Annotated in this window: 24 protein-coding genes; 10 read left to right on the forward strand and 14 right to left on the reverse strand. The window is 49.5% G+C overall.

Annotation, left to right across the window (positions count from 1 at the left end; genetic code table 11):
* Window positions 1-78: 78 nt before the first annotated feature.
* Both RFN81_RS10360 and zwf read right to left on the reverse strand, forming a co-directional pair.
* Window positions 79-720, reverse strand: coding sequence for a bifunctional 4-hydroxy-2-oxoglutarate aldolase/2-dehydro-3-deoxy-phosphogluconate aldolase (locus tag RFN81_RS10360; protein ID WP_264495769.1), 642 nt, complete (start codon window positions 718-720; stop codon window positions 79-81).
* Window positions 721-887: 167 nt separating this feature from the next.
* Complete coding sequence (zwf, locus tag RFN81_RS10365) at window positions 888-2,363, reverse strand: glucose-6-phosphate dehydrogenase (RefSeq protein ID WP_264495770.1); 1,476 nt, start codon at window positions 2,361-2,363, stop codon at window positions 888-890.
* A 380-nt stretch (window positions 2,364-2,743) separates the two neighbouring features.
* On the opposite strand from zwf, the gene RFN81_RS10370 reads away from it, so the two are divergent.
* Together RFN81_RS10370 and pyk are read left to right on the forward strand one after the other, a co-directional pair.
* Window positions 2,744-3,616 carry a MurR/RpiR family transcriptional regulator gene (locus RFN81_RS10370; protein WP_264495771.1) on the forward strand — a complete coding sequence of 291 codons (873 nt, stop codon included), beginning with the start codon at window positions 2,744-2,746 and terminating at the stop codon, window positions 3,614-3,616.
* A 252-nt stretch (window positions 3,617-3,868) separates the two neighbouring features.
* Window positions 3,869-5,311, forward strand: a complete 1,443-nt coding sequence (pyk, locus tag RFN81_RS10375) for a pyruvate kinase (RefSeq protein ID WP_264495772.1) — start codon at window positions 3,869-3,871, stop codon at window positions 5,309-5,311.
* A 300-nt stretch (window positions 5,312-5,611) separates the two neighbouring features.
* Here the strand turns inward: pyk and lpxM are convergent, their stop codons facing one another.
* From lpxM to znuA, 3 genes are all read right to left on the reverse strand, one after another.
* Window positions 5,612-6,583 (reverse strand): lauroyl-Kdo(2)-lipid IV(A) myristoyltransferase, encoded by a 972-nt coding sequence (gene lpxM, locus RFN81_RS10380; protein ID WP_264495773.1) that lies wholly within the window; start codon window positions 6,581-6,583, stop codon window positions 5,612-5,614.
* Window positions 6,584-6,738: 155 nt separating this feature from the next.
* The gene (mepM, locus tag RFN81_RS10385) at window positions 6,739-8,061 is read right to left on the reverse strand and encodes a murein DD-endopeptidase MepM (RefSeq protein WP_264495774.1); all 1,323 of its coding nucleotides are present in this window, start codon (window positions 8,059-8,061) and stop codon (window positions 6,739-6,741) included.
* 12 nt (window positions 8,062-8,073) lie between these two features.
* On the reverse strand, window positions 8,074-9,078 hold the full coding sequence (znuA, locus tag RFN81_RS10390; protein ID WP_264495775.1) for a zinc ABC transporter substrate-binding protein ZnuA: 1,005 nt from the start codon (window positions 9,076-9,078) through the stop codon (window positions 8,074-8,076).
* A gap of 76 nt (window positions 9,079-9,154) precedes the next feature.
* Here znuA and znuC point away from each other — a divergent pair, with 76 nt between their 5' ends.
* The gene (gene znuC, locus RFN81_RS10395; RefSeq protein ID WP_264495776.1) at window positions 9,155-9,913 is read left to right on the forward strand and encodes a zinc ABC transporter ATP-binding protein ZnuC; all 759 of its coding nucleotides are present in this window, start codon (window positions 9,155-9,157) and stop codon (window positions 9,911-9,913) included.
* Window positions 9,910-10,695, forward strand: a complete 786-nt coding sequence (gene znuB, locus RFN81_RS10400) for a zinc ABC transporter permease subunit ZnuB (RefSeq protein WP_264495777.1) — start codon at window positions 9,910-9,912, stop codon at window positions 10,693-10,695. Before znuC ends, znuB begins: the two co-directional genes overlap by 4 nt.
* Window positions 10,696-10,772: 77 nt before the next feature.
* Here the strand turns inward: znuB and ruvB are convergent, their stop codons facing one another.
* The 6 genes from ruvB to aspS all read right to left on the reverse strand — a co-directional run bounded on the left by ruvB (window position 10,773) and on the right by aspS (window position 16,086).
* Window positions 10,773-11,777: a Holliday junction branch migration DNA helicase RuvB gene (gene ruvB, locus RFN81_RS10405; RefSeq protein ID WP_264495778.1), complete on the reverse strand. Its 1,005-nt coding sequence runs from the start codon at window positions 11,775-11,777 to the stop codon at window positions 10,773-10,775.
* A gap of 7 nt (window positions 11,778-11,784) precedes the next feature.
* Window positions 11,785-12,402 (reverse strand): Holliday junction branch migration protein RuvA, encoded by a 618-nt coding sequence (ruvA, locus tag RFN81_RS10410; protein WP_264495779.1) that lies wholly within the window; start codon window positions 12,400-12,402, stop codon window positions 11,785-11,787.
* Between the two features lie 91 nt (window positions 12,403-12,493).
* Window positions 12,494-13,015 (reverse strand): crossover junction endodeoxyribonuclease RuvC, encoded by a 522-nt coding sequence (gene ruvC, locus RFN81_RS10415; RefSeq protein WP_264495780.1) that lies wholly within the window; start codon window positions 13,013-13,015, stop codon window positions 12,494-12,496.
* Window positions 13,016-13,078: 63 nt separating this feature from the next.
* Window positions 13,079-13,822 (reverse strand): YebC/PmpR family DNA-binding transcriptional regulator, encoded by a 744-nt coding sequence (locus RFN81_RS10420; RefSeq protein WP_264495781.1) that lies wholly within the window; start codon window positions 13,820-13,822, stop codon window positions 13,079-13,081.
* Window positions 13,823-13,844: 22 nt separating this feature from the next.
* Complete coding sequence (gene nudB / locus RFN81_RS10425; RefSeq protein WP_264495782.1) at window positions 13,845-14,312, reverse strand: dihydroneopterin triphosphate diphosphatase; 468 nt, start codon at window positions 14,310-14,312, stop codon at window positions 13,845-13,847.
* On the reverse strand, window positions 14,290-16,086 hold the full coding sequence (gene aspS / locus RFN81_RS10430) for an aspartate--tRNA ligase (RefSeq protein ID WP_264495783.1): 1,797 nt from the start codon (window positions 16,084-16,086) through the stop codon (window positions 14,290-14,292). The genes nudB and aspS overlap by 23 nt, the downstream gene beginning before the upstream one ends.
* A 528-nt stretch (window positions 16,087-16,614) precedes the next feature.
* Here aspS and RFN81_RS10435 point away from each other — a divergent pair.
* The 5 genes from RFN81_RS10435 to cmoB all read left to right on the forward strand — a co-directional run bounded on the left by RFN81_RS10435 (window position 16,615) and on the right by cmoB (window position 21,129).
* On the forward strand, window positions 16,615-17,832 hold the full coding sequence (locus RFN81_RS10435) for an EAL and HDOD domain-containing protein (RefSeq protein WP_264495784.1): 1,218 nt from the start codon (window positions 16,615-16,617) through the stop codon (window positions 17,830-17,832).
* Window positions 17,833-17,922: 90 nt separating this feature from the next.
* Window positions 17,923-18,735, forward strand: a complete 813-nt coding sequence (locus RFN81_RS10440; RefSeq protein ID WP_264495785.1) for a DUF72 domain-containing protein — start codon at window positions 17,923-17,925, stop codon at window positions 18,733-18,735.
* A gap of 152 nt (window positions 18,736-18,887) precedes the next feature.
* Complete coding sequence (locus RFN81_RS10445) at window positions 18,888-19,283, forward strand: MAPEG family protein (RefSeq protein WP_264495786.1); 396 nt, start codon at window positions 18,888-18,890, stop codon at window positions 19,281-19,283.
* 122 nt (window positions 19,284-19,405) lie between these two features.
* Window positions 19,406-20,149: a carboxy-S-adenosyl-L-methionine synthase CmoA gene (gene cmoA, locus RFN81_RS10450; protein ID WP_264495787.1), complete on the forward strand. Its 744-nt coding sequence runs from the start codon at window positions 19,406-19,408 to the stop codon at window positions 20,147-20,149.
* A complete protein-coding gene (gene cmoB / locus RFN81_RS10455; protein WP_264495788.1) occupies window positions 20,146-21,129 on the forward strand; it encodes a tRNA 5-methoxyuridine(34)/uridine 5-oxyacetic acid(34) synthase CmoB in 984 nt (327 codons plus the stop codon). Before cmoA ends, cmoB begins: the two co-directional genes overlap by 4 nt.
* A gap of 205 nt (window positions 21,130-21,334) precedes the next feature.
* Here the strand turns inward: cmoB and cutC are convergent, their stop codons facing one another.
* Window positions 21,335-22,093: a copper homeostasis protein CutC gene (cutC, locus tag RFN81_RS10460; protein ID WP_264495789.1), complete on the reverse strand. Its 759-nt coding sequence runs from the start codon at window positions 22,091-22,093 to the stop codon at window positions 21,335-21,337.
* A gap of 283 nt (window positions 22,094-22,376) precedes the next feature.
* Entirely contained in the window at window positions 22,377-22,925 is a 549-nt protein-coding gene (locus tag RFN81_RS10465; RefSeq protein WP_264495790.1) for a VOC family protein, read from the reverse strand.
* Window positions 22,926-23,583: 658 nt separating this feature from the next.
* On the opposite strand from RFN81_RS10465, the gene argS reads away from it, so the two are divergent.
* Window positions 23,584-25,314: an arginine--tRNA ligase gene (gene argS / locus RFN81_RS10470; protein ID WP_264495791.1), complete on the forward strand. Its 1,731-nt coding sequence runs from the start codon at window positions 23,584-23,586 to the stop codon at window positions 25,312-25,314.
* A gap of 93 nt (window positions 25,315-25,407) precedes the next feature.
* On the opposite strand, the gene murJ is transcribed toward argS, so the two are convergent.
* The gene (murJ, locus tag RFN81_RS10475; RefSeq protein ID WP_264495792.1) at window positions 25,408-26,943 is read right to left on the reverse strand and encodes a murein biosynthesis integral membrane protein MurJ; all 1,536 of its coding nucleotides are present in this window, start codon (window positions 26,941-26,943) and stop codon (window positions 25,408-25,410) included.
* Window positions 26,944-26,956 lie beyond the last annotated feature (13 nt).

Below are 26,956 nucleotides of genomic sequence, written 5' to 3' on the forward strand. Positions count from 1 at the left end.
TATCGCAGGTGTGATACCGCAGCTAATCATAAAAAAGGCCACCCGCTATGAGTGGCCTACACAATGGTATACGTGAATTTAGGCTTTAGCGCCCGCTACCGCCTCACGTGCCAATTCAGTAATCCGCGCGTAATCGCCGCTTTCCAATGCATCGTTCGGCACTAACCAGGAGCCGCCAACGCATAACACACTTTTCAGCGCCAGGTAGTCGCGGTAATTTTTGGGCGTAATCCCGCCTGTCGGGCAGAAACGGATCTGAGCGAATGGCCCGGCGATCGCCTGCAGCGCCTTCACGCCACCGTTGGCTTCCGCTGGGAAGAATTTGAATTCGCGCAGACCGTAATCCATACCCAGCATCAATTCAGAGACGGTGCTGATACCAGGAATCAACGGGATAGTGCCTGCCGTCGCCGCCTTCAACAACGGCTCTGTCAGACCAGGGCTAATGGCAAACTGCGCACCAGCGTCAACGACCGCCGCCAGTTGCTCAGGGTTAGTTACCGTACCCGCGCCCACGATAGCCTCTGGAACGTCTTTCGCGATGGCGCGGATGGCGTCAATGGCACAGTCGGTACGCAATGTCAATTCCAGAACGCGAACACCGCCCGCGACTAACGCTTTCGCCATGGGCACCGCGTGTTCCAGTTTATTGACGACAATCACAGGAACGACCGGGCCTGTTGTCAAAATCTGTTCCGCGCTCGTTTTCCAGTTTTTCATCAAAAATTATCTCCAGTCATGCCCGAAGGCATCATTAATTATATAGCGCGCCCCTGCCACAGGGATCTGCGTTGCCGCAGATGTCCGACCGCACCGTTAGCCATACATTAAAAGCGGAAAGATGCTGGCACCGCACGGCATCTCAACTACTGATACATTATTAAAACTTACTCAAACTCATTCCAGGAACGGCCATCGCGGGTGATCATCGCTACGGAGGCTACCGGCCCCCAGCTCCCTGCCTGATACGGCTTAGGCGCATCGTTGTCCATCTCCCAGGCCTCCATGATGGAATCCACCCATTTCCAGGCTTCCTCAACTTCATCACGGCGAACGAACAGCGCCTGAATCCCGCGCATCGTTTCCAGCAACAGTCGCTCATAAGCATCCGCTAAATGCTGCTGATTAAAGGTCTCCGAGAAGCTCAGATCCAGTTTCACCGTTTGCAGGCGGTGCTTATGTTCTAACCCCGGTATTTTATTCAAAATCTGAATTTCCACGCCTTCGTCCGGCTGTAAACGGATGATCAGCTTATTCTGCGGCAGCTGTTGGTAAGAATCATGGAACAGGTTTAACGCAGGATTTTTAAAGTACACGACCACTTCTGAACATTTTGTCGGCAAACGTTTGCCGGTGCGCAGGTAGAAGGGCACGCCCGACCAGCGCCAATCATCAATATCGACGCGGATCGCAACAAAGGTTTCCGTACTGCTGCTTTTGTTTGCGCCCTCTTCTTCCAGGTAGCCCGGCACTTTATGCCCCTGAACAAAGCCTGACGTATACTGACCACGAACGGTCGTTTCATGCACATTGGAACGATCGATACGACGAAGCGAACGCAGCACTTTCACTTTTTCATCACGAATACGATCGGTCGTCAGATCGGACGGCGGCGACATTGCAATCATCGTCAAAATCTGCAACAGATGGTTCTGAATCATGTCGCGCATCTGACCCGCTTTGTCAAAATAGCCCCAGCGCCCTTCAATTCCGACTTCTTCGGCTACCGTAATCTGCACATGATCGATAGTCCGGTTATCCCAGTTCGAAGAGAAAAGCGAGTTGGCGAAACGCAGCGCAAGCAGATTTAATACGGTTTCTTTACCCAGATAGTGGTCAATCCGATAAACCTGACATTCATTGAAGAACTCCGCCACCTGATCGTTAATGACGCGCGACGACGCCAGATCGGTACCCAGCGGTTTTTCCATTACCACGCGAGCGGGTTCTTTATTTAGCCCCGCAGTACCTAGCCCTTTGCAAATTGCCCCGAATGTACTTGGCGGCATCGCGAAGTAGTTGATGGTAGTACGGTTTTCCTGGTCAAGCATTTTACCCAACCGAGTGAAACCTTTGGTGTCTTCCACATCCAGATTACAGAAATCCAACCGGCGGCTTAGCTTTTCCCACAACGTATCGTCTATGGCTTCTTTCATAAAGGTGTCAAGCGCTTCACGCACGACGCGGATATACTCAGCTTTATCCCAATCCGCACGCCCTACCCCTATAATTCTGGTGTCCGGGTGAATGTGGCCTGCTTTTTCCAACTGGTACAGGGAAGGCAACAATTTACGACGCGCCAGATCGCCTTTAGCACCAAAAATAACCAGATCGCACGCCTGGGCTGTTGACGTTACCGCCATGTTCATCTCCTCGTTGCAGGATACTGTAATTTTATTACAGCGATAATGTACTCTTTTTGACTATAACCAGTAAACCCATCATAGAAACGTTAAAGAGCAATGGGTGTAGGCTTGAATCACACATAAATTACGTTGTGCAGCAGCCGAAATCATTTATGCATTCGCCCTAAAATGAAATTTTTAATCGTTTCTGACAATCGATTACTTTTCTGAAAGTTAGACACATGTCATGTTCTGGTAAAAAAGACGCCACTTAGCGGGTTGCCCTCTGCCAACCGCAACAGCGTCGTAGTATATTTTCCCGGCTCTCTTTTTTCACGTTATACATGCCAATTGTCTCTTTCATTAAAATTGGAAAAAACTTACATGGCGTTTGTTGTATGAATATGCTGGATAAAATCCAGAGTCATTTGGAACTCTTAAGCAAATCAGAAAGAAAAGTTGCTGAAGTGATCCTGAGTGCGCCGCAGACAGCCATTCACTCCAGCATCGCCACTTTGGCACAAATGGCTGATGTCAGCGAGCCTACGGTTAATCGTTTCTGTCGCCGCCTTGAAACGAAAGGGTTTCCTGATTTTAAACTACATTTGGCGCAAAGTCTGGCAAACGGTACGCCCTATGTGAATCGTAACGTTGAAGAAGATGACGGCGTTGACGCCTATACCAGTAAAATATTTGAATCCGCTATGGCGGGTCTGGAGCAGGTAAAGTCCAGCCTCGATATTGCGGCTGTCAACCGCGCCGTAGATTTACTGACGCAGGCGAAAAAGATCTCTTTCTTTGGCCTGGGCGCTTCAGCCGCGGTCGCACATGATGCGATGAATAAATTTTTCCGTTTCAACATTCCTGTCGTCTATTTCGATGATATTGTGATGCAGCGCATGAGCTGCATGAATTCCGGCGACGGCGATGTCGTGGTGTTGATATCCCATACCGGCAGAACTAAAAGCCTGGTCGAAATGGCGCAACTGGCGCGCGAGAACGACGCGACCGTTATCGCCATCACCTCAGACGATACTCCGTTGGCGCACGAAGCCTCGCTCGCGTTACGGCTTGATGTGCCGGAAGATACCGATGTTTATATGCCGATGGTGTCGCGCCTCGCCCAGTTGACGCTGATCGATGTTCTGGCAACGGGGTTCACGCTACGGCGTGGAGAAAAATTTCGTGATAACCTAAAGCGGGTTAAAGAGGCTCTGCGCGAATCACGCTTTGATAAAGACGCAGGGTTAATGAATCCCTTCAGGCGATAACTAAGTTTTACATTGTGCTGTGTTTTTTAGTTATATCTATGAAAAATGAGCGGTATCATCTACCCGCCTCTCTTGATATGGCCACTGAGTGGACACATAGCAAGCGGGTGGGGATTACCTGTACAGTATGATAATCAGACTCAACTCGATGTTCGGATAACGCAGGTAACGCAGTTTTGTATCGGCATATTTTATACCGTTATCCGACGCTTAATCGCAACACTACAGCTTCATAAGTGAACGGAGTTATACATGTCCAGACGGCTCAGAAGAACCAAGATTGTCACCACCCTGGGGCCCGCTACCGACCGCGATAACAATCTTGAAAAGATTATTAACGCAGGCGCTAACGTAGTACGCATGAATTTTTCTCATGGCACAGCAGAAGATCACCAATTACGCGCCAACAAAGTCCGTGAAATCGCGGCAAAACTCGGTCGCCACGTCGCCATTCTCGGCGATCTTCAAGGTCCTAAAATCCGGGTTTCCACCTTTAAAGAAGGTAAAATATTCCTGAATGTTGGTGATAAATTCTTGCTGGATGCCAATTTAGCAAAAGGCGAAGGCGATAAAGAAAAGGTTGGGATCGATTACAAAGGGTTGCCCAGCGATGTGGTGCCTGGCGATATCTTGTTACTGGATGATGGTCGAGTACAGCTAAAAGTCCTCCAGGTCGAAGGGTTAAAAGTTTATACCGAAGTCACCGTGGGTGGGCCGTTATCTAATAATAAAGGCATTAACAAGCTCGGTGGTGGTTTGTCTGCCGAAGCACTGACGGAAAAGGACAAAGCCGATATCATTACCGCCGCAAAAATTGGCGTGGATTATCTGGCGGTTTCTTTCCCGCACACCGGCGAAGACCTCAATTATGCGCGTCGCCTCGCTCGCGATGCTGGCTGTAATGCCAAAATTGTATCAAAAGTAGAACGCGCGGAAGCCGTGTGCTCTGATGCCGCTATGGATGATATTATTCTGGCTTCAGACGTGGTCATGGTTGCCCGAGGGGATTTGGGCGTTGAAATCGGCGATCCCGAATTGGTTGGGATTCAGAAAAAACTCATCCGCCGTGCCCGGCAGTTGAACCGTGCAGTCATCACTGCTACGCAGATGATGGAATCGATGATCACTAATCCGATGCCAACCCGTGCCGAAGTGATGGACGTCGCCAATGCGGTATTAGATGGCACCGATGCGGTTATGCTGTCAGCGGAAACCGCCGCGGGTCAATATCCGGCCGAAACCGTGGCGGCCATGGCAAAAGTGTGCTTAGGCGCAGAAAAAATCCCTAGCGTCAATGTGTCCAAGCATCGCCTTGATGTGGAATTCGATAATACGGAAGAGTCCATTGCGATGTCTGCAATGTACGCCGCCAATCATCTGAAAGGAGTCACTGCACTAATCGCCATGACAGAATCAGGACGCACTGCGCTGATGATGTCCCGCATCAGTTCCGGTCTGCCCATTTTTGCAATGTCTCGCCATGAGCAAACGCTAAACTTGACGGCTTTATATCGCGGCGTTACCCCCGTACATTTCGATAGCTACACCGATGGCGTCGCTGCCGCGAATGACGCCGTAATTAAACTGCGCGATAAAGGATTCCTGATGTCTGGGGATCTCGTTATCGTTACTCAGGGTGACATCATGAGCACCGTCGGTACGACGAATACCATTCGTATTCTGCGCGTGGAATAACACGGGATCTAATCGCCTGTGACTACAAGAGTTTGACTCAGCAAAAAGCCGGACGATATTTCGTCCGGCTTTATTTATCAGGCTGTGGCCAGATCTTCGCCATGTAATTTCTTATGGCTTAGCATCCATTCCAGTAGACATATTAGCGCAGTCTGTTTGGTCACGGACAGCGCGCAGAAACCGGAACCTACACGGAGCACGTGGGGATTTCGAGCGCTGTCCAAGGCCAAAATAACAGGTAAATTAGCACTAATGGGTAAGGTCTTAATCACTTTTGGGGTCCGCACGTGGTAAGACCAACTAGTTACGGTATAAATCATCCCGACGATAGGGTTCTATCTCACCCGGCTTACGCGTCTTCAATAGCTTCAAAATCCAGGTATATTGCTCAGGATTCGGCTTAACCAATATTTCTACTTCTTCATTCATACGGCGCGCAATATAAGCATCATTGGCCTCTGCCAAATCATCCATTGGCGGGCGAATAAACACATCCAGGCAACCATCTTTAGCGTTATAAACGGGAAACAGCGGTACGATATCGGCGCGACATACTTTCATTAATCGCCCAATAGCGGGTAGCGTGGCTTTATAGGTGGCAAAAAAATCAACGAATTCGCTGTGTTCAGGGCCATGATCTTGATCGGGCAAATAATAGCCCCAGCACCCGGAACGCACAGAGCTGATAAACGGCTTAATCCCATCGTTACGCGCATGGATACGCCCGCCAAAACGACGACGCAAACGATTCCACCAATAATCTACCAGCGCATTTTTTTGATTATGAAACATCGCCGCCATTCGTTGGCCGCGAGAAGTCAACAACATCGCGGGAATATCAACTCCCCAGCCGTGTGGAACCAGAAATATCACATTTTTCTTTTGTTCCTTAATACACTTCAGAATCTCTTCACCATGCCATCGAACCTGTTTTTCAATCTTCTTTGGGTCACGGATTCCTACTTCCACCATCATGATCATCGACTGTGGGGCGGTAGCAAACATGTCATCGATGATGGCTTCACGCTGCGCTTCTGATAACTCTGGCATGCAGTACAGCAAGTTTATACGAGCACGGCGCCGCGCCCCTTTCGATATTCTTCCGACAAGACGCCCCACCCTTCCCAGAACCGGGTTTCGTAATCGGGCTGGGATATAAGCGGCGCAAGCCATGGCACCGACACCTAACCACACCCCCCAATAGCGAGGATGAAAAAATGCGCGTTGGAATTGCGGAACAAATTCAGCACTCGATTTTTTTTCTTTTTCCATACCTCTACTCTTTAACTCAATCACACACTCGCCAATTAGCATTCACTTCCGCACTCATCGTGATGCAGAAAACGCTGATTTATGGCAAATATTCAGAATTTAATAAATGAAAATGCCGGCAACGAACTACCGGCATAACATGCAGTCAGTAAAAATCAGTCAAACGTGAGTTGTGGCACAACTTCTTTGACCTGCGCCAGGTAATCACGCCGCTCTTTGCCAGTCAATCCTTCCGATCGTGGCAGTTTTGCCGTCAACGGATTCACCGCCTGCTGATTAATCCAGATCTCATAATGTAGGTGTGGGCCCGTTGAGCGCCCCGAGTTACCAGAGAGTCCGATACGATCGCCACGTTTTACTTTCTGCCCAGGCTTAACCAAGATACGATGCATGTGCATGTAGCGCGTGGTGTACTGTCGGCCATGACGAATTGCCACATAGTTTCCTGCCGTACCACTGCGTTTGGCGATGACAACTTCCCCATCACCAACCGCCAACACCGGTGAACCTATTGGCATCGCGAAATCGACACCTTTATGCGGTGCAATACGCCCGGTTACCGGGTTAATACGACGTGGATTGAAGTTAGAGGAAATACGATATTGTTTCAATGTCGGGAATCGCATGAAACCGCGCGCTAAGCCGGAACCCTCACGGTCATAGAATTTACCGTCATCGGCACGAATAGCGTAGTAATCCTTACCGCCGGTATTCAAGCGAACGCCAAGCAGTTCACTTTGTTCACTTTTACCATCAAGCATTTCACGGGATATTAGTGCAGAAAAGGTATCGTCCTTACGCAACTTACGAAAATCTAACTGCCATTGCAGCGCCTTAATCACGTCTCTAATTTCCGTACTGGTCAGACCCGCATTTTTCGCGCTACTCACAAAGCTACCCGAGACTCTACCAATCAGAACGCTATTACGCCATTCACCTTTTAGTGTTTCAATACGCTCTTTAAAATCAGAACCCACGCGTTCATAGATACGCGTTTCACGACGGGATGTCTGCCACGTTAAGCTTTGCAGCTCGCCGTTTTCTCCTAAGACCCAAGACATTTGCTGGCCGATTTTCAGATTGCGTAGATCTTTGTTCTGATCTGCAAGCTGGGTAACGTCAGCAATGTCAATGCCGTACTGCGTCAAAATGCTGCTCAAGGTATCGCCAGTAGACACGACATATTCATGGACGCCGCTGACATCGGCAACCTTATCATCGAGTTCATCTTGTGGAATTACGTCATCCGGGGAGGGTTGGTCTATCGGTTCACTGGCTTCAGGCGTTAACGTACGTAGTTGACTGTTTTCCAGGTCGATATCTTTCACAATGGCTGGCGCCTCATCGACATGGAGATAAACAAAAGGCCGCCAAACAGCAACGGCCAATGTCACAACGGTAAGCGACCCCAGCATCACGCGGTGGGGACGAGGTAAGCTATTATACGCCAGAGCGATAGTTCGGACTATCTGCTGCACTTATTCGTATCCTCATGATTTATCCTCCAGACAGCTCGCGTACTGGTTCGATAGTTGTAGCAAGAAATTAGCATAACTATCTCTGCCCAGAGCAATATTGCTTCCCAATGGATCGAGCACACCCGAGCGTACATCGGTTCCTTTGGCAACAGCATTAATAACGGCTGGCCTGAATTGTGGTTCAGCGAAAACGCATACGGCTTTATGCTCAACCAACTGTGTTCGTATTTGATGTAAACGCTGCGCACCGGGTTGGATTTCAGGGTTTATGGTGAAATAACCTAATGAACTTAACCCATAGTGTTTCTCAAAGTAGCCATAGGCATCATGAAACACGAAATACCCTTTTCCCCGCACAGGCGCTAGCATCTTAACAATTTTTTCATCTGCTTGCGCGATTTTATCCGTGAAATAAAGCAGATTTGCGTCTAGTTTGTCCTTGTTTTGAGGCATAAGTTCCAATAATTTTGCATGAATGGCAATTGCCGCCTGTTTTGCCATCTCCGGCGACAGCCAAATGTGCATATTGTACTCACCATGATGGTGTTCATACTCATCATCCTGGTGTTCATGTTCGTCATGACCCTGCATCGCGGAGCCGTGATCGTCGTCCTCACGATCGTGGTTATGCCCGTGTTCGTCGCTCGCCTCTTTTTGCAGTTCTGCTTTGATCGCTGGCAGCGCCGAAAGCGTGATCTGTTTTGTCGATGAGATTGCCATTAATGGCTTTTCGAGGAAATTTTCCATGTTTGGCCCGACCCATATCACCAAATCGGCAGACTGCAAACGCTGGACATCAGTTGGGCGCAGGGCATAATCATGGGCCGATGCGCCATCCGGTAATAACACCTCCGTTGGCGTGACGCCATCGGCAATGGCTGATGCAATGAATCCTAGAGGACGAATTGATGTAATGATTGCTGCGGACGCTGTGCTGATAGACATTACGCTTGCCAGCAACACGCCGGCAATCAACGCATTTTTAATGCCTTTTTGGGGTTGAATAAATAGCTGCATTAACCGTGTTCCTATCGATTTTCATGACGAAAATCGTTATACTATAACATCACATGATTGATGAAAACCCAATTCTATGTCGACATTGGTATCACTAAATACAGTTTCAGTAACATTTGGCCGTCGAAAGATCTTGTCAAATGTCTCGTTAAGCCTAGAGGCAGGTCGTATCCTGACGCTATTGGGGCCTAATGGCGCAGGAAAATCAACGCTGGTGCGAGTCGTCTTGGGGCTACTCACTCCGACTTCTGGTGAGCTGGTACGTGATCCCACTTTGCGCATCGGCTATGTGCCACAAAAATTGCATCTGGACGCCACACTGCCGTTGACCGTCAGCCGCTTCATGCAACTTCGTCCCGGAGTAAAGAAACAGGATATTTTGCCGGCGCTTAAGCGCGTGCAGGCTGCACATCTGTTAAAACAACCGATGCAAAAACTTTCCGGTGGTGAAACGCAACGTGTTTTGCTAGCCCGTGCGCTGCTCAACCGCCCCCAATTGTTGGTTCTTGATGAACCAACACAAGGTGTCGATGTTAATGGACAATTAGTATTGTACGATCTCATTAACCAACTGCGGCAGGAATTCAATTGTGGCGTGTTAATGGTTTCACACGATCTGCATCTGGTCATGGCAAAAACGGATGAAGTCTTGTGCCTTAATCAGCACGTGTGCTGTTCTGGTACACCTGATGTCGTTTCTCTTCATCCTGAATTTTTGTCCATGTTTGGTCTTCGGGAGGCGGAACAACTAGCCATCTATCGCCATCACCATAATCATCGTCACGATTTAAAAGGACGCATCATTCTAAAAAAGCAAGGTGGAAACGACGCATGATGGAACTGCTTTTTCCTGGCTGGCTGGCGGGGGTTTTTCTCGCAATAGCGGCTGGCCCACTCGGCTCATTTGTGGTCTGGCGGAGGATGTCTTACTTCGGCGATACACTCGCGCACGCGTCCTTACTCGGTGTTGCTTTCGGCTTGTTGCTAAATATTAATTTATTCGCCGCTGTTATCGCCGTAACGCTCATGCTGGCACTCGGGCTTGTGTGGCTGGAGCGGCGTCCTTATTTAGCCATCGATACATTGCTTGGCATTATGGCACACAGCGCTTTATCGCTAGGATTAGTCGTCGTTAGCCTAATGAACAACGTGCGTGTCGATTTGATGGCCTACCTGTTTGGCGATTTACTCTCTGTCACGACTGAGGATTTATGGATTATCGGCGGCGGTGTCATCGCTGTCGTTATCACGATTTGTTGGCATTGGCGTGCGCTGCTCTCTATGACGATTAGCCCGGAACTGGCACACGTTGATGGGGTGAAACTATCTCGATCCAAGCTGCTGCTAATGCTGACTACTGCACTCACCATTGGCATTGCTATGAAATTTGTCGGGGCGTTGATCATCACCTCATTGCTGATTATTCCCGCTGCCTGCGCCCGGCGTTTTGCAAGAACGCCAGAACAAATGGCAAGCATGGCAATTATCATTGGCATCCTTGCCGTGACAGGCGGGTTGGCACTCTCAGCAAGTTACAACACCCCGGCGGGGCCGTCGGTGGTTCTCTGCGCCTCACTGCTTTTCATTATCAGTCTGCTTAAGCGACAACCCGTTTAGTCAAACCATCGCCAAACGCCCTGCCACATGCAAATTAGGCAGGGCGAGATATTTTAGAGATGACAGGAAATATGCAATTATTCTTCACGGGTTAAGCCAAAATGCCGATAGGCATGCTGGGTCGCCATTCGTCCACGCGGCGTGCGCTGGATAAACCCTTGCTGAATCAGAAACGGCTCGAGTACATCTTCAATGGTTTCGCGCTCTTCGCCAATCGCCGCGGCTAAATTGTCCAGCCCAACAGGGCCGCCCATAAACTTATCAATAATCGCTAGTAGCAGTTTTCGATCCATGTAATCAAAACCTTCCGTGTCCACCGCCAGCATATTCAGCGCTTGCGTGGCAACTTCGCCGGTGATCGCCCCATGTGATTTCACTTCTGAAAAATCGCGCACCCGACGTAACAATCGGTTGGCAATACGCGGCGTACCTCGTGCGCGACGGGCAACTTCAAGAGAACCTTCGGGTGTTAAATCTAACCCCAGGCACTGTGCGCTGCGACCAACGATATACTGCAAATCGGCAACGTTATAAAACTCTAAGCGCTGAACGATACCAAAGCGATCGCGCAGCGGCGAGGTTAACGACCCTGCTCGCGTCGTTGCGCCAATCAGGGTGAAAGGCGGCAGGTCGAGTTTAATCGAGCGAGCCGCAGGCCCTTCGCCGATCATAATATCCAACTGATAGTCTTCCATCGCGGGGTACAGCACTTCTTCTACCACCGGAGACAGACGATGAATTTCATCAATGAACAGCACATCATGCGGTTCGAGATTAGTCAGTAACGCAGCAAGGTCACCCGCTTTTTCCAACACCGGGCCTGATGTCGTGCGCATATTCACGCCCATCTCATTGGCCACAATGTTTGCCAGCGTGGTTTTACCCAAACCGGGGGGACCAAATATTAACACATGATCCAGTGCGTCCCCTCTTTTACGCGCAGCCTGGATAAAAATCTCCATCTGCTCACGCACTTGCGGCTGCCCCACGTATTCGTTCAACAATTTGGGCCGCATCGCCCGATCGAGGAATTCTTCTTCGGGAACGCTATCAGCGGAAATTAAACGATCGGCTTCTATCATCAATACCTCACAGCGCCGCGCGCAACGCATCCCTAATCAGGGTTTCACAATCCGTTTCAGGTCGAGCAACCTTGGAAATCATACGGCTGGCTTCCTGAGGTTTATAGCCCAGCGCTATCAATGCTGCGGCCGCTTCCGCTTCGGGATCGCTAACACGGCTGTCAGCGGTAGTCGGCGATGACAACGGGACATCGCTAACTGGATTAAAGAGATCGCCGCTCAGGCCCTTGAAGCGATCTTTCATTTCAACCACCAGCCTTTCCGCGGTTTTCTTACCGACGCCTGGGAGTTTAATCAATGCACCAATTTCTTCACGCTCAACCGCACTGACAAACTGCGTAGCTGACATCCCGGAAAGGATCGCTAGCGCCAACTTCGGCCCAACGCCATTGACTTTGATCAGTTCGCGGAATAAGGCTCTCTCCTGCTTGTCGTTAAAGCCGAACAACAGTTGCGCATCTTCACGGACAACAAAATGGGTAAAGATAATCGTTTCCTGATTAAGCTCGGGGAGTTCGTAAAAGCACGTCATTGGCATATGGATTTCATAACCCACGCCGTTAGCTTCAATCAACACCTGCGGCGGCTGTTTCTCCAAAATTATGCCTCTGAGACGACCTATCACGTTGCACTTCCTTTTTTACATAGGAGATGAATAGCGAGAAATAACGAGTATATAGCATAAAAAAGGCTGGATGAATATCCAGCCTCCCGTTTCAACGCAGCCTTCCCGCCAATGGGCTCACTTTCACCTCTGCCGTTCGCAGCAGACTTTGGTTAAAGTGACAGTGCGTAATGGCTATTGCCAAGGCATCGGCAGCATCCGCCTGTGGGCTGGCCGATAATTTCAATAGCGCGCGCACCATATGTTGCACCTGCTTTTTATCTGCCGCACCCGTACCTACCACGGTCTGCTTAACCAAGCGTGCCGCATACTCGAAGACGGGCAGCGCCTGATTAACACCGGCGACAATAGCCACGCCGCGAGCCTGACCCAGCTTCAGCGCTGAATCCGGGTTCTTCGCCATGAAAACCTGCTCGATCGCCATGCAGTCAGGGCGAAATTGCGTAATGATTTCACTGACTCCGGCATAAATTAGCTTAAGCCGCGTGGGCATATCATCCACCACGGTACGAATGCAGCCGCTACCAAGATAGGTCAGATGGCGTCCCTGTTGACGGATAATACCGTAACCCGTTACGCGCGAACCAGGATCGATGCCGACGATGATTGTCATCGCAGCACGCCGCCAATTCGCTCTTCTGAGTCGCAATATCTATTTTGCATCAACGAGTTGCCTTTAAAGCAGGTCGGCCACCTCATCAGAGATCTCACCGTTGTGGTAAACCTCTTGAACATCGTCGCAATCTTCCAACATGTCAATTAGACGCATCAACTTCGGTGCCGTTTCCGCATCCAACTCCGCTTTGGTCGACGGAATCATCGCGACTTCCGCTGATTCCGCTTTCAGGCCTGCCGCATCCAACGCATCTTTCACATCACCAAAGGTTTCCCACGGCGTAAAGACGTCAATCGCCCCGTCGTCATAGGTCACGACATCATCTGCCCCGGCCTCTAAAGCAGCATCCATCACCGTGTCTTCATCCAGACCGGGGGCATACGAAATGACGCCTTTCTTCGTGAAAAGGTACGATACGGAACCGTCTGTCCCCAAGTTACCGCCCGTCTTAGTAAAGGCGTGACGCACTTCGGAAACGGTGCGATTACGGTTGTCACTGAGGCATTCCACCATGACTGCCGCACCACCCGGACCATAACCTTCATAGATGATGGTTTCCATATTGGCTTCATCATCCCCCCCTACACCACGGGCAATTGCGCGGTTCAACGTATCGCGCGTCATATTGTTGGACAGGGCTTTATCGATCGCGGCGCGCAGACGTGGGTTAGACCCTGGATCGCCACCGCCCAGACGGGCGGCGGTAACCAATTCACGGATAATCTTGGTAAAGATTTTACCGCGTTTAGCGTCCTGTGCTGCTTTACGATGCTTTGTGTTAGCCCACTTACTATGACCTGCCATAAAAATCTCCGAAAAAAGCCTGTTAGGCCGGATAAATAACAAATTCCTCAATCGCTTGCCGGTTGCTCCAGGACTTGGTCAACTGGGCCGCACGCGGCACATCAAGCCACTGGTAAGCCAGGTGCTCGGATAATTGCACCTCGCGCTCAGCAGGTAACGCCAGACAAAACCAATGCTCGGTATTGTGCGTGACTCCCGGCGCATAGCGATGTCTCAAATGAGCGAATAGCTCAAACTCAATACAGCGCTGACAGTCAAAGAGTGATAACGCTTCTGCGGATATATCGATGTTAACTTCTTCTTTAACTTCACGCTGTGCAGCATACGACGCGCTTTCCCCTTCTTCTATGCTACCCGTAACCGATTGCCAGAATTCAGGATCGTCACGCCGCTGCAACATCAGCACCCGTCCGGTGTCGCTGGCATAAATCACAACCAGTACCGAAACAGGCCGCTTATAGACTCTTTTACTCGTTGTCGGATTTTCCATCCTGCGCCGCTTTCCCTTTCACCGCTACCGCAATGCCAAGCTCTTCCAGCGAAGCCGGGTTGGCGAAGTTTGGCGCCTCCGTCATCAGACACGCTGCCGCCGTCGTTTTCGGGAAGGCAATAACGTCACGAATATTATCGGTGCCCGTCAGCAACATCACTAAACGGTCAAGACCAAACGCCAGCCCGGCGTGTGGTGGCGTACCATATTTTAGCGCATCCAATAAGAAACCAAATTTCTCACGCTGCTCTTGCTCGGTAATGCCCAAAATGCCGAATACCGTTTGCTGCATCTCGCCGTTGTGTATACGCACGGAACCGCCGCCTACTTCATAACCATTAATCACCATATCATAAGCGTTGGCAATCGCCGAAGCGGGGTTCGCAGCCAGTTCTGAAGGCAGCATGTCGCGCGGCGCGGTAAACGGATGGTGCATCGCGGTAAGCCCCCCTTCGCCATCGTCTTCAAACATCGGGAAATCGACCACCCAAAGCGGCTTCCAACTATTGTCTTCCGTCAGGTTAAGGTCGCGCCCCAGCTTAAGACGCAGCGCACCCAATGCATCGGTTACCACCTTCTCACTGTCCGCGCCGAAGAACAGAATATCGCCATCCTGAGCCGCCGTACGCGCCAATAATGCAGACAGCGTGTCAGCGTTTAAAAATTTCGCTACCGGACTTTGAACACCTTCCAGGCCCTTAGCCAGCTCGTTGACCTTGATATAAGCAAGGCCTTTCGCGCCATAGATTTCAATAAACTTGCCATATTCATCAATCTGTTTACGGCTTAGTCGTGCGCCGCCAGGGACGCGGATAGCGGCAACGCGACCTTTAGCATCATTTGCCGGACCAGAGAACACCTTGAATTCGAGGTCTTTAACCAGATCGGCGACATCAATTAATTCCAGCGGATTACGCAAATCAGGCTTGTCGGAACCGAAGCGACGCATGGCTTCGGCAAACGTCATGATTGGGAAATCGCCCAGTTCGACGCCTTTAATATCCAGCCATAGCGCACGCACCAGTTTCTCCATCACTTCGCGCACCTGCGGCGCGGTCATGAAAGAGGTTTCGACATCAATTTGGGTAAATTCCGGCTGCCTGTCGGCACGTAAATCTTCGTCACGGAAACATTTGACGATCTGATAATAGCGATCAAAACCGGACATCATTAGCAACTGTTTAAACAATTGAGGAGACTGCGGCAACGCATAAAATTTGCCTTTATGCACACGGCTCGGAACCAAATAATCGCGTGCGCCTTCAGGCGTTGCTTTTGTCAACATTGGTGTTTCGATGTCCAGAAAACCATGGTCATCCATAAAACGACGGACAAAACTGGTAATACGTGCTCGCGCCTTCAGGCGTTGCGCCATTTCGGGACGACGCAAATCCAGATAGCGATATTTCAGACGGGCTTCTTCAGTGTTGGTTTGGTTCGAATCCAACGGTAACGCTTCCGAACGGTTAATGATCGTCAGCCCGCTGGCAAAAACCTCCACTTCCCCCGTCGCCATCTCTTTATTAACCTGGCTTTCAGGACGCGCGCGAACCACGCCGGTAAGTTGGATGCAGAACTCGTTTCGTAACTCGGACGCCAATTTAAATGCGTCCTGGCGGTCTGGGTCAAAAAATACCTGAACCAGCCCTTCTCTGTCACGCATGTCAATAAAAATCAAACCACCCAGATCGCGGCGGCGGTTAACCCAACCGCACAATGTCACTTCCTGGCCCACATGGGACGAATTCAACTGCCCGCAATAATTAGTACGCATCACGATGTCCTTTTACTCATCCGTCAGCTCACTCGTTGTTACAGAGGATTACTTTTCACGGTAGATCACAACGCAAAAACAAAGGCAATTTCGCTGTACGGCATGATTTTTCTGGGTTAGTGCCCGGTGAAAAAAGGCGGTTATTATAAAGGATATTCGCCCGAACGATAAGCATGAAGGTAGCGCTCTGCGACGTAGTCGCCTACTCTTTTTACGAAATGTCTCTTCCGGTTAACATAATGTTCTTTTGTTCGCGTTACGTTGTTGCATAAGCGTGGTCGGGAAACAGCGCAATGTGAGTATACCGCCGTTGGCCTTCTCTGGGCGTTGACGTCGCAGTAAAACACGCTGCGGCAGCGCGCTGGCACAAAGAAGATAATATCCAGAGCATGGGGATTTAGGGAAACCACGTTTCCCTTTTATTAAAATCTGCTAGTATAGCTCAGTCACACGTTGTGTTTATAAGACGTAATAAAAAAGCGCTTTTCCATTATCAACTAATGTGTGTAGTTTACATGGAGAGCAAGTATGTATTCCTTTGTCGCCCGCCAGCCTATTTTGAACCTGCGCCGCCAAACCGTCGCCTACGAACTGCTTTTCCGTATGGATGTCACCAATCAATTCCCTGATGTCAGTCCGGAATTTGCGACCGCACAGCTTATTTCGGATCAGTTTCTGACGAATCCATTAACAAAAAATATCGTAGAAAAACCATATTATATTAATTTCCCTTATCAGATGCTGATTAACGGCCACGCGGAAGTCCTGCCGCACGAAAAGGTAGTTATCGAAATTCTTGAAAATGCAGTCCCCGACAATGCTCTGCTCAGCGCGGTAAAAAAATTAAAAAGAAAAGCTTTCAAGATTGCCCTTGATGATTTTTCGATGTCACCGGAATGGGATCGCTTTTTGCCTTACATTGATGTCATCAAATTTGATTTGCATCGATCTAATTTCAGCGACATTGAGCGTTTTATCAACAGAATTTCACTGCCGAATTTACAATATCTGGCCGAGAAAGTGGAGACGCATGAGCAATTCCTGCACAGTAAAAATCTGGGCATCTCCCTTTTCCAAGGATATTTTTTCAGCCGACCAGAAATGATTCAATCGAAGAAATTGGTTAGCCGTTTCGATAATACCATCAGGCTGCTGAGAGAGGTCAATAAACCGGAGATCGACTATGCGAAGATAGAAGAACTGGTCTGTGCCGATTTGTCGCTTTATTATAAATTGATGCGCCACATTACCAACATTAAATATCATACTCGTTTTGGCATCACGACAACGTCAATACCTTTTCGTTCTGTGGCGATGTTGCTTGGTCCGCGAGAACTAAAACGTTTCGTCTCGTTAATCAGCATAACGCATTGCAATAAAAATAAACCTGGCGAACTCTATCGTGCCAGCCTAATTCGCGCCAGATTTTTCGAGTTACTGTACGCTTCATATAATACCGGGGAAGATACGACCGAAGCATTTTTATGCGGCTTATTGTCGCTGCTTGATGCCGTATTAGATGCGCCAATGCCGTTGCTACTGTCGCAAATTGCACTATCAGAAAAAATTAACCAGAGCCTGTTGGATCATTCGGGAGACTTTGCCGTGTATCTGACGTTGATTGCTAAATATGAGCAGCAAGAATGGGAAGCGCTAGCGCCGATTTTGGCGCAATTGGGCATCGATGAGAGCACCTTTTTTATTATGATTATGGAAGCAACGCAATGGGCTGATGAGATATTATAAACGAGGAAACTCGGCTCACTCGCGCTGGCTGGGAAATTACGGGATAATTGCCGATACCTTGTTAAGATGCAATGACGTTAAGGTGCAACAATGTATATTGGATTGCCGCAATGGCAGCATCCTGCCTGGCGTCGGTTGGGGTTAAATGATCTTGCCGACTACAGCCGCTATTTTACCAGTGTAGAAGGTAATACAACCTTCTACGCCTTGCCTTCACCTGAGGTTGTCGGGCGCTGGCGCGATATGACGCACGATAATTTCCGTTTTTGCTTCAAATTTCCCGCAGCAATCAGCCATACGGCTGCCTTGCAACATTGTAATAAAGATGTTGATCTTTTTTATCAATGTATTAAACCAATTGAGCATCGTATCGGACAATTGTGGCTACAGCTTCCCGCCGCTTTTAGTCCTGTTCACTTGCCCGTTCTGTGGCATTTTCTCGCCGCTTTACCGTCAGGCTTTAACTACGGAGTTGAAGTGCGCCACCCTTTGTTTTTTGCCAAAGGCGAAGAGGAGCAAGCGCTAAATCGTGGGTTACGACAACGCGGCGTCAATCGCGTGATCCTCGACAGCCGGCCGGTTCATCATGCCGCGCCAAACAGCGCAGCGTTACGGGAAGCCCAGCGTAAAAAGCCGCGCGTGCCAGTCCATGCCGTGCTGACCGCAACGCAGCCGCTGATCCGCTTTATCGGTAGTGAGACGCAGGAAGAAAATCTGCGTTGGTTCGATTCATGGCGTAACAAATTGCCTCAATGGTCCGGTGCAACCCCCTACTTTTTTATCCATACACCGGATATTGGCGATGCCCCGCCATTGGCACAGCTATTATGGCCCTTACTCACCGAGATCGACCCCACTTTACCCGCGCCGCCGGATTGGCCACGGCAAACAACGCTGTTTTAATCCTAAGACACCGATATGTTAGTTTATTTCGTTATAAGGAAGTCCACTATGCACGCCATTTCCGCTAAAAAAAGTGGTCTTTAGAGGCGACAGTGGCGTTAGGTAAAGCTATTATTCTGCAAGCCGTTTTCGGTCAGGTCACGGAGTAAAAAATGGTAAGTGCGCTTTATATCGTGCTTGGCGCAATCTTGTTGATAAAGCTGTCGATTGATGTCGTAAAACTCAGGATGCAGTACCGCGTAGCCTATGGTGACGGCGGTTTTTATGAATTACAGACGGCAATCCGGGTACATGGTAATGCGGTGGAATACATTCCTATCGCCGCTATTCTGCTGGTGCTGATGGAAATGAACGGCGCGCTTATTATCATGATCCATTTTTGTGGTGCCTTATTGATTGTCGGCCGTCTGATGCATTATTACGGCCTTCACCACCGAGAGTTTCGTTGGCGGCGTTCGGGTATGGCGGCAACTTACGCCGCCTTAGTTTTAATGGTTGCAGCCAATCTCTACTACCTTCCCTGGTATCTGGTTTTCACGTTGTATTAAACCTGCGACACACGCCAATATATTAAGTAACACTATCTATGTATTGGCAACTCACTGTATGCCGCTATAGCGTATTCTGCTAGAATGCGCGCCTCTTTGTTACTCTCAATATACTTTTCGCTATGCCAAACCGCGATATGCTTTTTTCCGTGCCGATTGCCAACTTAGGTGACTGGACATTTGATGAACGCGTTGCCGACGTCTTTCCCGACATGATTCAACGCTCTGTGCCAGGTTATTCTAATATTATCTCCATGATTGGAATGGTGGCGGAACGCTTTGTCCGCCCAGATAGCCATGTCTACGATCTTGGATGTTCATTGGGTGCCGCAACCCTATCAATGCGACGCCATATCCGTGCGCCTGGCTGCAAAATTATCGCGGTAGACAATTCTCCGGCTATGATAAAACGTTGTCAGAGCCACCTCGATGCCTATCGTTCCGCTACGCCAGTTGACATTATAGAAGCCGATATTATGCATATTGATATCGAAAACGCGTCGATGGTCGTATTGAATTTTACCCTGCAATTTTTGGCCCCTTCCCAGCGTCAGGCGCTAATTGACCGTATTTATCAGGGGTTAAATCCTGGCGGCGTACTTATTCTCTCGGAGAAGTTCGATTTCGCCGATAAAAACATCGGTGAATTGCTGTTTAACATGCATCTCGATTTCAAACGGGCTAATGGCTATAGCGAGTTGGAAATTAGTCAGAAGCGCAGCATGCTGGAGAACGTCATGCTGACCGACTCGGTAGAAACCCATAAGGCTCGGTTGGCCAACGCGGGCTTTGAGCATAGCGAGATTTGGTTTCAATGTTTTAATTTTGGTTCGCTACTCGCGGTGAAAGCAGAGGAAAAGGCGTGATTGATTTCGGCAATTTTTATCAGCAAATCGCAAAAAGCCCACTTAGCCACTGGCTCAACACGTTACCGCCGCAACTCAGTTCCTGGCAGCGGGAATCTCTACACGGGAAGTTCAAACTCTGGTTTAACACTCTGGAACATCTTCCATCCCTGACACCAACGTCTCTGGATTTGCATAACGGCGTTACGGCACGTCGGGAGCCAGATATTTCAATCGGCCAGCGAGAGGGGATTGAAAAACTGCTGCGCAACCTAATGCCTTGGCGTAAAGGCCCCTTTTCGCTTTACGGTGTGGAGATCAATACCGAATGGCGTTCCGACTGGAAGTGGCAGCGCGTACTACCGCATATTAGTCCGCTGAAGAATCGTCTGGTATTGGATGTCGGCTGCGGCAGTGGCTATCACTTATGGCGAATGGTGGGTGAAGGCGCTACGATGGCTGTTGGTATCGATCCTATGCAGCTTTTTTTATGTCAGTTTGAAGCAGTACGAAAACTGCTGGGTAACGATCAACGGGCACACGTTCTACCACTCGGCATCGAACAACTCCCCGATCTTGCCGCATTTGATACCGTTTTTTCTATGGGCGTGCTATATCACCGCCGTTCTCCACTCGATCACCTATGGCAATTGAAGCATCAACTCGTGCCGGGAGGAGAATTGGTGCTCGAAACGCTGGTGGTTGAAGGCGATCAACATCAGGTGCTGGTGCCGGGAGAACGTTACGCGCAAATGCGTAATGTGTATTTCATTCCTTCTGCGGCAGCGTTAAAAACCTGGCTGGAGAAATGCGGATTTATTGATGTTCGGGTTGTCGATATCTGTGCTACCACCACGCAAGAACAGCGTCGCACCGACTGGATGATCACGGAATCACTGGCCGAATTTCTCGATGCTGACGATCCGTCTAAAACGGTAGAGGGCTACCCTGCCCCGGTCAGGGCAGTATTGGTTGCACGCAAACCTGACATCGAAAGTTAGCGCTAACATGCTGTGGATAACGACCACAGCGATTCTGCTATTATGAATAGTCGGCAAAGATCCTGAGAGGATAAAACACTGTGCTGTGGGAAGATGCCAATCTGGAAGTGAGCAAAAAGGTCTTCTCTATATCCTCCCAGCATGCTTGCACCAGCATCACGCGGCGCAATATAGGACGTAACAGCGACTTAAAAGCATGACAGATTCACGACACACGCTGAATTTCGCCCTCGGCACTGATGGCCTGCTTCATTGCCGCCACCACATCGCCATCGACATAATACTGGGTGAACTCGTCCAATTCCGTATCCGAACACATTGATACGCCAATTTTGCGATAGCGCATGGGGGATGACATCCATCGGCCGGCAGAACTGTGCAATTCCTGAATACCGGCCTGTTGAAATTTTTGCAGATTCGTGAGCCGCACACCAGAGCCCGCCATAATCACCGGGCCACGGCTGAGCTGAGTCAATTCACATAATAAACGCAATCCATTTTCCGCCGTCTGCTGCTGTCCCGACGTTAATATACGCGCGACACCAAGCTCGGTGAGCTGTTCCAACGCAATATACGGATTAAGACACAGATCAAATGCGCGATGAAACGTCACCGCCATTCCCTCCGCAGCCACCATGATTTCACGCATTTTGCGCAAATCAATATTCCCCTCCTCATTGAGCACGCCAACCACCACCCCGGGAAACCCCATCTCACGAACGCGTTCGATATCATATTTGATAGCGGCGAACTCAGTAGCGCTGTAGCAAAAATCTCCCCCCCGCGGACGCACAATGGGATGCACAGGAATGGCAACTTTTTCGCATGCATCTCGCAGCACGCCATAAGAGGGCGTTAACCCACCTTCTCGCAGCCCCGCGCAAAGCTCAATCCTGTCAGCCCCAGCCTGGGCAGCGGTTATCGCACAATCCACGCTATAACAGCACACTTCTAATTTCGCCATCGCTGCCTCTCCATTAATTGCCAAATTATTTTTCTTATGTGTCAAAAAAAAGCATATTCATTACACTCGTTAACGTAACCACTATGACATTCACCTTCATATCGAGGGGAGACGGAAGTCACAACGAACATCATTCATCGCCGCGATAAATATGATATGAACCACAATTTAATTAATCTTATCCGTAAAAAATAAATAGACACGGGTGAAAACAACAAACGCATGTCCCTCACACTAATCCATGTTATATGTCAGGTTATCGTGGTGCGGTTTATTCATTATTTCATTGTGGTGCCATTTCGCTCGCGACAACTTCGCGAATATCATAGGGATGAAATTTGATTGTCACTTTCCCATTCGTCACCGCCAACGTAGGATTAGGCAATCGCTCTTTTTCACCGTGCGGCGAACGGCAGGCAACTTTAATACCCGGTGTGCGTAACGCATCATCAGATAAATAGGCCAGCGCGCGCTGACACAGCGTTTGCGCCTCACCAGGCAATACCAGTTCCACATGCTCCCACCCTTCGTGTGGATAATATTTCTCTCCCGGCCAGGGTAACTCGACACAGGTTATCTTCCAGGGGCCGATTGAGATGGCATCATCCATGATAAACAAACGGATAGGCCGACCATTAATCTGATTTTCAGACAGCAAAGCACCTGACTGAAGTAAGGCCGCCTGCCACAGCTCCGCCGTCGTATTTTGATGGCAACGCAATGAGATATGGTCTGCGTGAAATTCGTTCAAATTCAGTTGTAACACACCGGCGAAATCCTGTAACTCTCGCTCAAAACGCACTAAATCCGCTTTCAAATCATCGGGTAACATCTCGGGGGCATCTCCTCGTCGCATCGCCTATTACCAACTGCTTTTGGCATAGTGAGAATATCATATACATAACGCATGCTAATTGAATTTTCCCTTGCGTTACAACTCGCAAACAACCCGCGATAAGGATTAAATGCTAAAGATTAACTAATACCACTGTTTGCTCAATCGCCAACAATATTTTATTCAGCATGCATTCACATTACTTATCGCTATCAATCATGGGAGGAATCTTAAATAAGCCCCACGCCATTGAACGCAAAAAGAAAAAACTATAAATTAAGGGAACAAATAATAACGTAGAGATATCACCATGGTTTTACTCATTATATCCATCGTGCTGATTGCCATTGCGGCATATGCTATTTTTCGCCATTTTAAAACCAGAGGCTCGCATAAAATCGGTGTCAACAGTCGTTCCAGAAAACCTTAAGCTGTTTATTTTAAATAAGATCGTCGTTTTAAATTAGCGTTATTCTACTATACATTGCAGTTTCTTTTGTCGTGTTCGCCTTCCAAACCTTTCTCTTCCGATCGTAGCTAGCCCTCACTGCTAACAGCTTTGCCCGTCCATGTCTTTCGTTGCCTTCCCCGTCTACTGACGAGGAAAGGCAAATATGGTATAAGCAAGGCTTGATTTTTTATTTAAGGTAAACCGGTGAATATTCAGGCTCTTCTCTCCGAAAAGGTTAGCCAGGCGTTAATCGCCGCAGGCGCGCCAACAGACAGCGACGCTCAGGTTCGTCAGTCGGCAAAGGCCCAGTTTGGTGATTATCAAGCCAATGGCGTCATGTCAGCAGCCAAAAAACTCGGCATGCCACCACGACAGTTGGCCGAAAAAGTGGTGCAGCTTTTGGCCCTGGACGGCATTGCGGAAAAAACGGAAATCGCAGGCCCGGGATTTATTAATATTTTTCTCGATAAGCAGTGGGTAGCGAGCCAGGTTGAGAACGCTCTGAATGCACCAAAACTGGGGTTAACCCCTGTTACGCCACAAACGATCGTCATTGACTATTCCGCGCCTAACGTTGCGAAAGAAATGCACGTCGGCCACCTCCGCTCGACTATTATTGGTGACGCTGCCGCCAGAACCCTGTCCTTCGTAGGGCATCATGTTATTCGCGCCAACCATGTCGGTGACTGGGGAACGCAGTTCGGTATGCTCATTGCCTACCTGGAAAAGGTACAAAATGAGAATGCCAGCGAGATGGACTTGTCCGATCTGGAAGCATTCTATCGCGAAGCGAAAAAACATTATGACAGCGATGCCGACTTCGCCGAACGCGCACGCCGTTACGTTGTGAAATTGCAGGGTGGCGACGAATATTGCCGTCAGATGTGGCGCAAACTCGTCGACATCACCATGACGCAAAATCAGATCAACTACGAACGTCTTAATGTCACGCTGACCAAGCAGGATGTGATGGGGGAAAGTCTCTATAACAGCATGCTGCCGGGCATCGTTGCCGATCTGAAGGCGAAAGGCTTAGCGGTTGAAAGCGAAGGGGCGACGGTAGTTTTCCTTGATGAATATAAAAACAAGGAAGGAGAACCGATGGGCGTTATCATCCAGAAAAAGGATGGCGGTTACCTCTATACCACCACGGATATCGCCTGCGCCAAATATCGTTATGAAACGCTGCATGCCGATCGTGTGCTTTACTACATCGATTCTCGTCAGCATCAACACTTGATGCAGGCCTGGACTATCGTGCGTAAAGCTGGCTATGTTCCTGATTCTGTCAGTTTAGAACACCATATGTTCGGTATGATGCTAGGCAAAGACGGTAAGCCGTTTAAAACACGTGCTGGCGGGACGATCAAATTGTCTGAGTTGCTGGATGAGGCTTACGATCGCGCACTGAAACTCATTGCAGAGAAAAACCCGCAGATGGCGGACGACGAATTGGCCGCCCTGGCGAAGGTCGTTTCGATCGGTGCGATAAAATACGCCGACTTGTCGAAGAACCGTACCACGGACTACATTTTCGATTGGGATAACATGTTGGCGTTTGAAGGCAATACCGCGCCGTATATGCAATATGCCTATACGCGTGTGGTCTCTATTTTCAAACGCGCTGGCATAAAGGAGGACAGCTTAACGCGGCCAATTATATTGAGCGATGAGCGTGAATTCATGCTGGCGACGCGTTTGCTGCAATTCGAAGAAACCATCACTACCGTTGCCCGTGATGGCACGCCGCACGTGATGTGTAGTTATTTATACGATCTGGCGGGTCTGTTCTCCAGTTTCTATGAGCACTGCCCGATCCTCAATGCAGACAGTGACGATGTGCGCCAGAGCCGCCTTAAACTGGCGCTGCTGACGGCAAAAACATTGAAACAAGGTCTGGATACATTGGGGATCGAAACCGTCGAGAAGATGTAATCAGCATCTCCCCGCCTTCCAGCAACCTATTAAAAAACGCCGTGAGTCACTGCACTCATGGCGTTTTTTTTATTGCGTTACACGGTCAAGCGCTTACACACCACGGCGGGCAAAATCTCTGGGGTGAAATCCCAACAGTGCCAACGTGGCGAAATAGGACCCCGCCCCTGCGACAACAACCAGCAACAAACGCAGGATTCGCATGGCCATATTGCCGTCATCCCATGCTGGCATCCACGCTAGCATGCCAAATAAAACCAACGACATCACCATAACCGCAACCAGCAGACGAATCAGAAAACGCCGCCACCCCGGTTGCGGTTGGAAAATGGCCTGCTTACGCAGTTGCCAATACAGCAATCCGGCATTCAGACAGGAAGCCAGCCCGATGGACAGCGCCAGTCCAGCATGTTGCAGCGGGCCGATAAAGATCACATTCATGATTTGGGTCAGGACTAACGTCACTAGCGCAATTTTCACAGGCGTTTTGATATCCTGCCGGGAATAAAAGCCGGGCACGAGCACCTTAACGACAATGAGCCCCATTAATCCGACTGAGTAGGCAATCAGCGCCCGCTGAGTCATCAGCGCGTCAAAAGCGCTAAATTTTCCATATTGAAAGAGCGATACCGTTAACGGCTTAGCTAAGATCCCGAGGGCAACCGCACTCGGCAGCGCCAGCAAGAAACACAGGCGTAACCCCCAATCCATCAGTCGCGAGTACTCCTCGTTATTACCGCTGGCAAAACTCTTCGCTAACGACGGGAGCAAGATCGTCCCTAATGCTACACCCAGCACCCCCGAAGGAAACTCCATCAGGCGATCGGCATAATACATCCACGATACCGCGCCTTCGCTAAGGAATGAGGCGAAAATAGTGTTGATAATTAATGAAACCTGACTCACCGACACCCCCAAAACCGCAGGCCCCATCAGCTTTATAACCCGCCAAACACTCGGGTCACGCCATTTCAGGCGCGGCAAAACCAGCATGCCAATTTTTTTCAGATGTGGTAGCTGATAGCCGAGTTGCAGTATCCCCCCCACCAATACCGCCCAGGCCAGCGCCATCACCGGTGGGTTAAAATAAGGGGCAGCAAACAGCGAAAAGCCAATCATGCTCACATTAAGCAGCGTCGGCGCAAATGCAGGTACCGAAAAACGGTTCCAGGTGTTGAGTATCGAACCAACCATAGAGGTCAGTGAAATTAGCAGGATGTAAGGAAAGGTGACGCGCAATAGATCCGACGTAAGCGTAAAGCGCTCAGGGGTCGCGGCAAAGCCAGGCGCGGTCACCATAATCACCCAGGGCGCCGCGACCATCCCCGCCACGGTGACCAACGCCAAAATTAGCGTCAGCATACCCGAAACGTAAGCGAGAAACGTACGCGTGGCTTCCTCACCCTGCTGGCTTTTGTATTCGGCCAAAATAGGAATGAAAGCCTGTGAAAATGCGCCTTCCGCAAAAATACGTCGGAGCAGGTTGGGCAGCTTAAATGCCACAAAGAAAGCATCTGTCGCCATACCCGCACCAAAAATACGGGCGACGATCGCATCACGCGCAAACCCTAACACGCGCGATAACATGGTCATGGAACTGACGGCAGCCAGTGATTTAAGTAAATTCATCGATTATGTTCTG

Origin of the sequence: Pectobacterium cacticida (genome assembly GCF_036885195.1) — a bacterium.
In the GTDB taxonomy this organism is placed as follows: Bacteria; Pseudomonadota; Gammaproteobacteria; order Enterobacterales; family Enterobacteriaceae; genus Pectobacterium; species Pectobacterium cacticida.

Excerpts from the sequence above, each read along its gene's own strand:
- RFN81_RS10360 (WP_264495769.1), bottom strand. The coding sequence starts at position 720 with ATGAAAAACTGGAAAACGAGCGCGGAACAGATTTTGACAACAGGCCCG.
- zwf (WP_264495770.1), bottom strand. The coding sequence starts at position 2,363 with ATGGCGGTAACGTCAACAGCCCAGGCGTGCGATCTGGTTATTTTTGGT.
- RFN81_RS10370 (WP_264495771.1), top strand. The coding sequence starts at position 2,744 with ATGAATATGCTGGATAAAATCCAGAGTCATTTGGAACTCTTAAGCAAA.
- pyk (WP_264495772.1), top strand. The coding sequence starts at position 3,869 with ATGTCCAGACGGCTCAGAAGAACCAAGATTGTCACCACCCTGGGGCCC.
- lpxM (WP_264495773.1), bottom strand. The coding sequence starts at position 6,583 with ATGGAAAAAGAAAAAAAATCGAGTGCTGAATTTGTTCCGCAATTCCAA.
- znuA (WP_264495775.1), bottom strand. The coding sequence starts at position 9,078 with ATGCAGCTATTTATTCAACCCCAAAAAGGCATTAAAAATGCGTTGATT.
- znuC (WP_264495776.1), top strand. The coding sequence starts at position 9,155 with ATGTCGACATTGGTATCACTAAATACAGTTTCAGTAACATTTGGCCGT.
- znuB (WP_264495777.1), top strand. The coding sequence starts at position 9,910 with ATGATGGAACTGCTTTTTCCTGGCTGGCTGGCGGGGGTTTTTCTCGCA.
- ruvB (WP_264495778.1), bottom strand. The coding sequence starts at position 11,777 with ATGATAGAAGCCGATCGTTTAATTTCCGCTGATAGCGTTCCCGAAGAA.
- ruvC (WP_264495780.1), bottom strand. The coding sequence starts at position 13,015 with ATGACAATCATCGTCGGCATCGATCCTGGTTCGCGCGTAACGGGTTAC.
- RFN81_RS10420 (WP_264495781.1), bottom strand. The coding sequence starts at position 13,822 with ATGGCAGGTCATAGTAAGTGGGCTAACACAAAGCATCGTAAAGCAGCA.
- nudB (WP_264495782.1), bottom strand. The coding sequence starts at position 14,312 with ATGGAAAATCCGACAACGAGTAAAAGAGTCTATAAGCGGCCTGTTTCG.
- aspS (WP_264495783.1), bottom strand. The coding sequence starts at position 16,086 with ATGCGTACTAATTATTGCGGGCAGTTGAATTCGTCCCATGTGGGCCAG.
- RFN81_RS10435 (WP_264495784.1), top strand. The coding sequence starts at position 16,615 with ATGTATTCCTTTGTCGCCCGCCAGCCTATTTTGAACCTGCGCCGCCAA.
- RFN81_RS10440 (WP_264495785.1), top strand. The coding sequence starts at position 17,923 with ATGTATATTGGATTGCCGCAATGGCAGCATCCTGCCTGGCGTCGGTTG.
- RFN81_RS10445 (WP_264495786.1), top strand. The coding sequence starts at position 18,888 with ATGGTAAGTGCGCTTTATATCGTGCTTGGCGCAATCTTGTTGATAAAG.
- cmoA (WP_264495787.1), top strand. The coding sequence starts at position 19,406 with ATGCCAAACCGCGATATGCTTTTTTCCGTGCCGATTGCCAACTTAGGT.
- cutC (WP_264495789.1), bottom strand. The coding sequence starts at position 22,093 with ATGGCGAAATTAGAAGTGTGCTGTTATAGCGTGGATTGTGCGATAACC.
- RFN81_RS10465 (WP_264495790.1), bottom strand. The coding sequence starts at position 22,925 with ATGTTACCCGATGATTTGAAAGCGGATTTAGTGCGTTTTGAGCGAGAG.
- murJ (WP_264495792.1), bottom strand. The coding sequence starts at position 26,943 with ATGAATTTACTTAAATCACTGGCTGCCGTCAGTTCCATGACCATGTTA.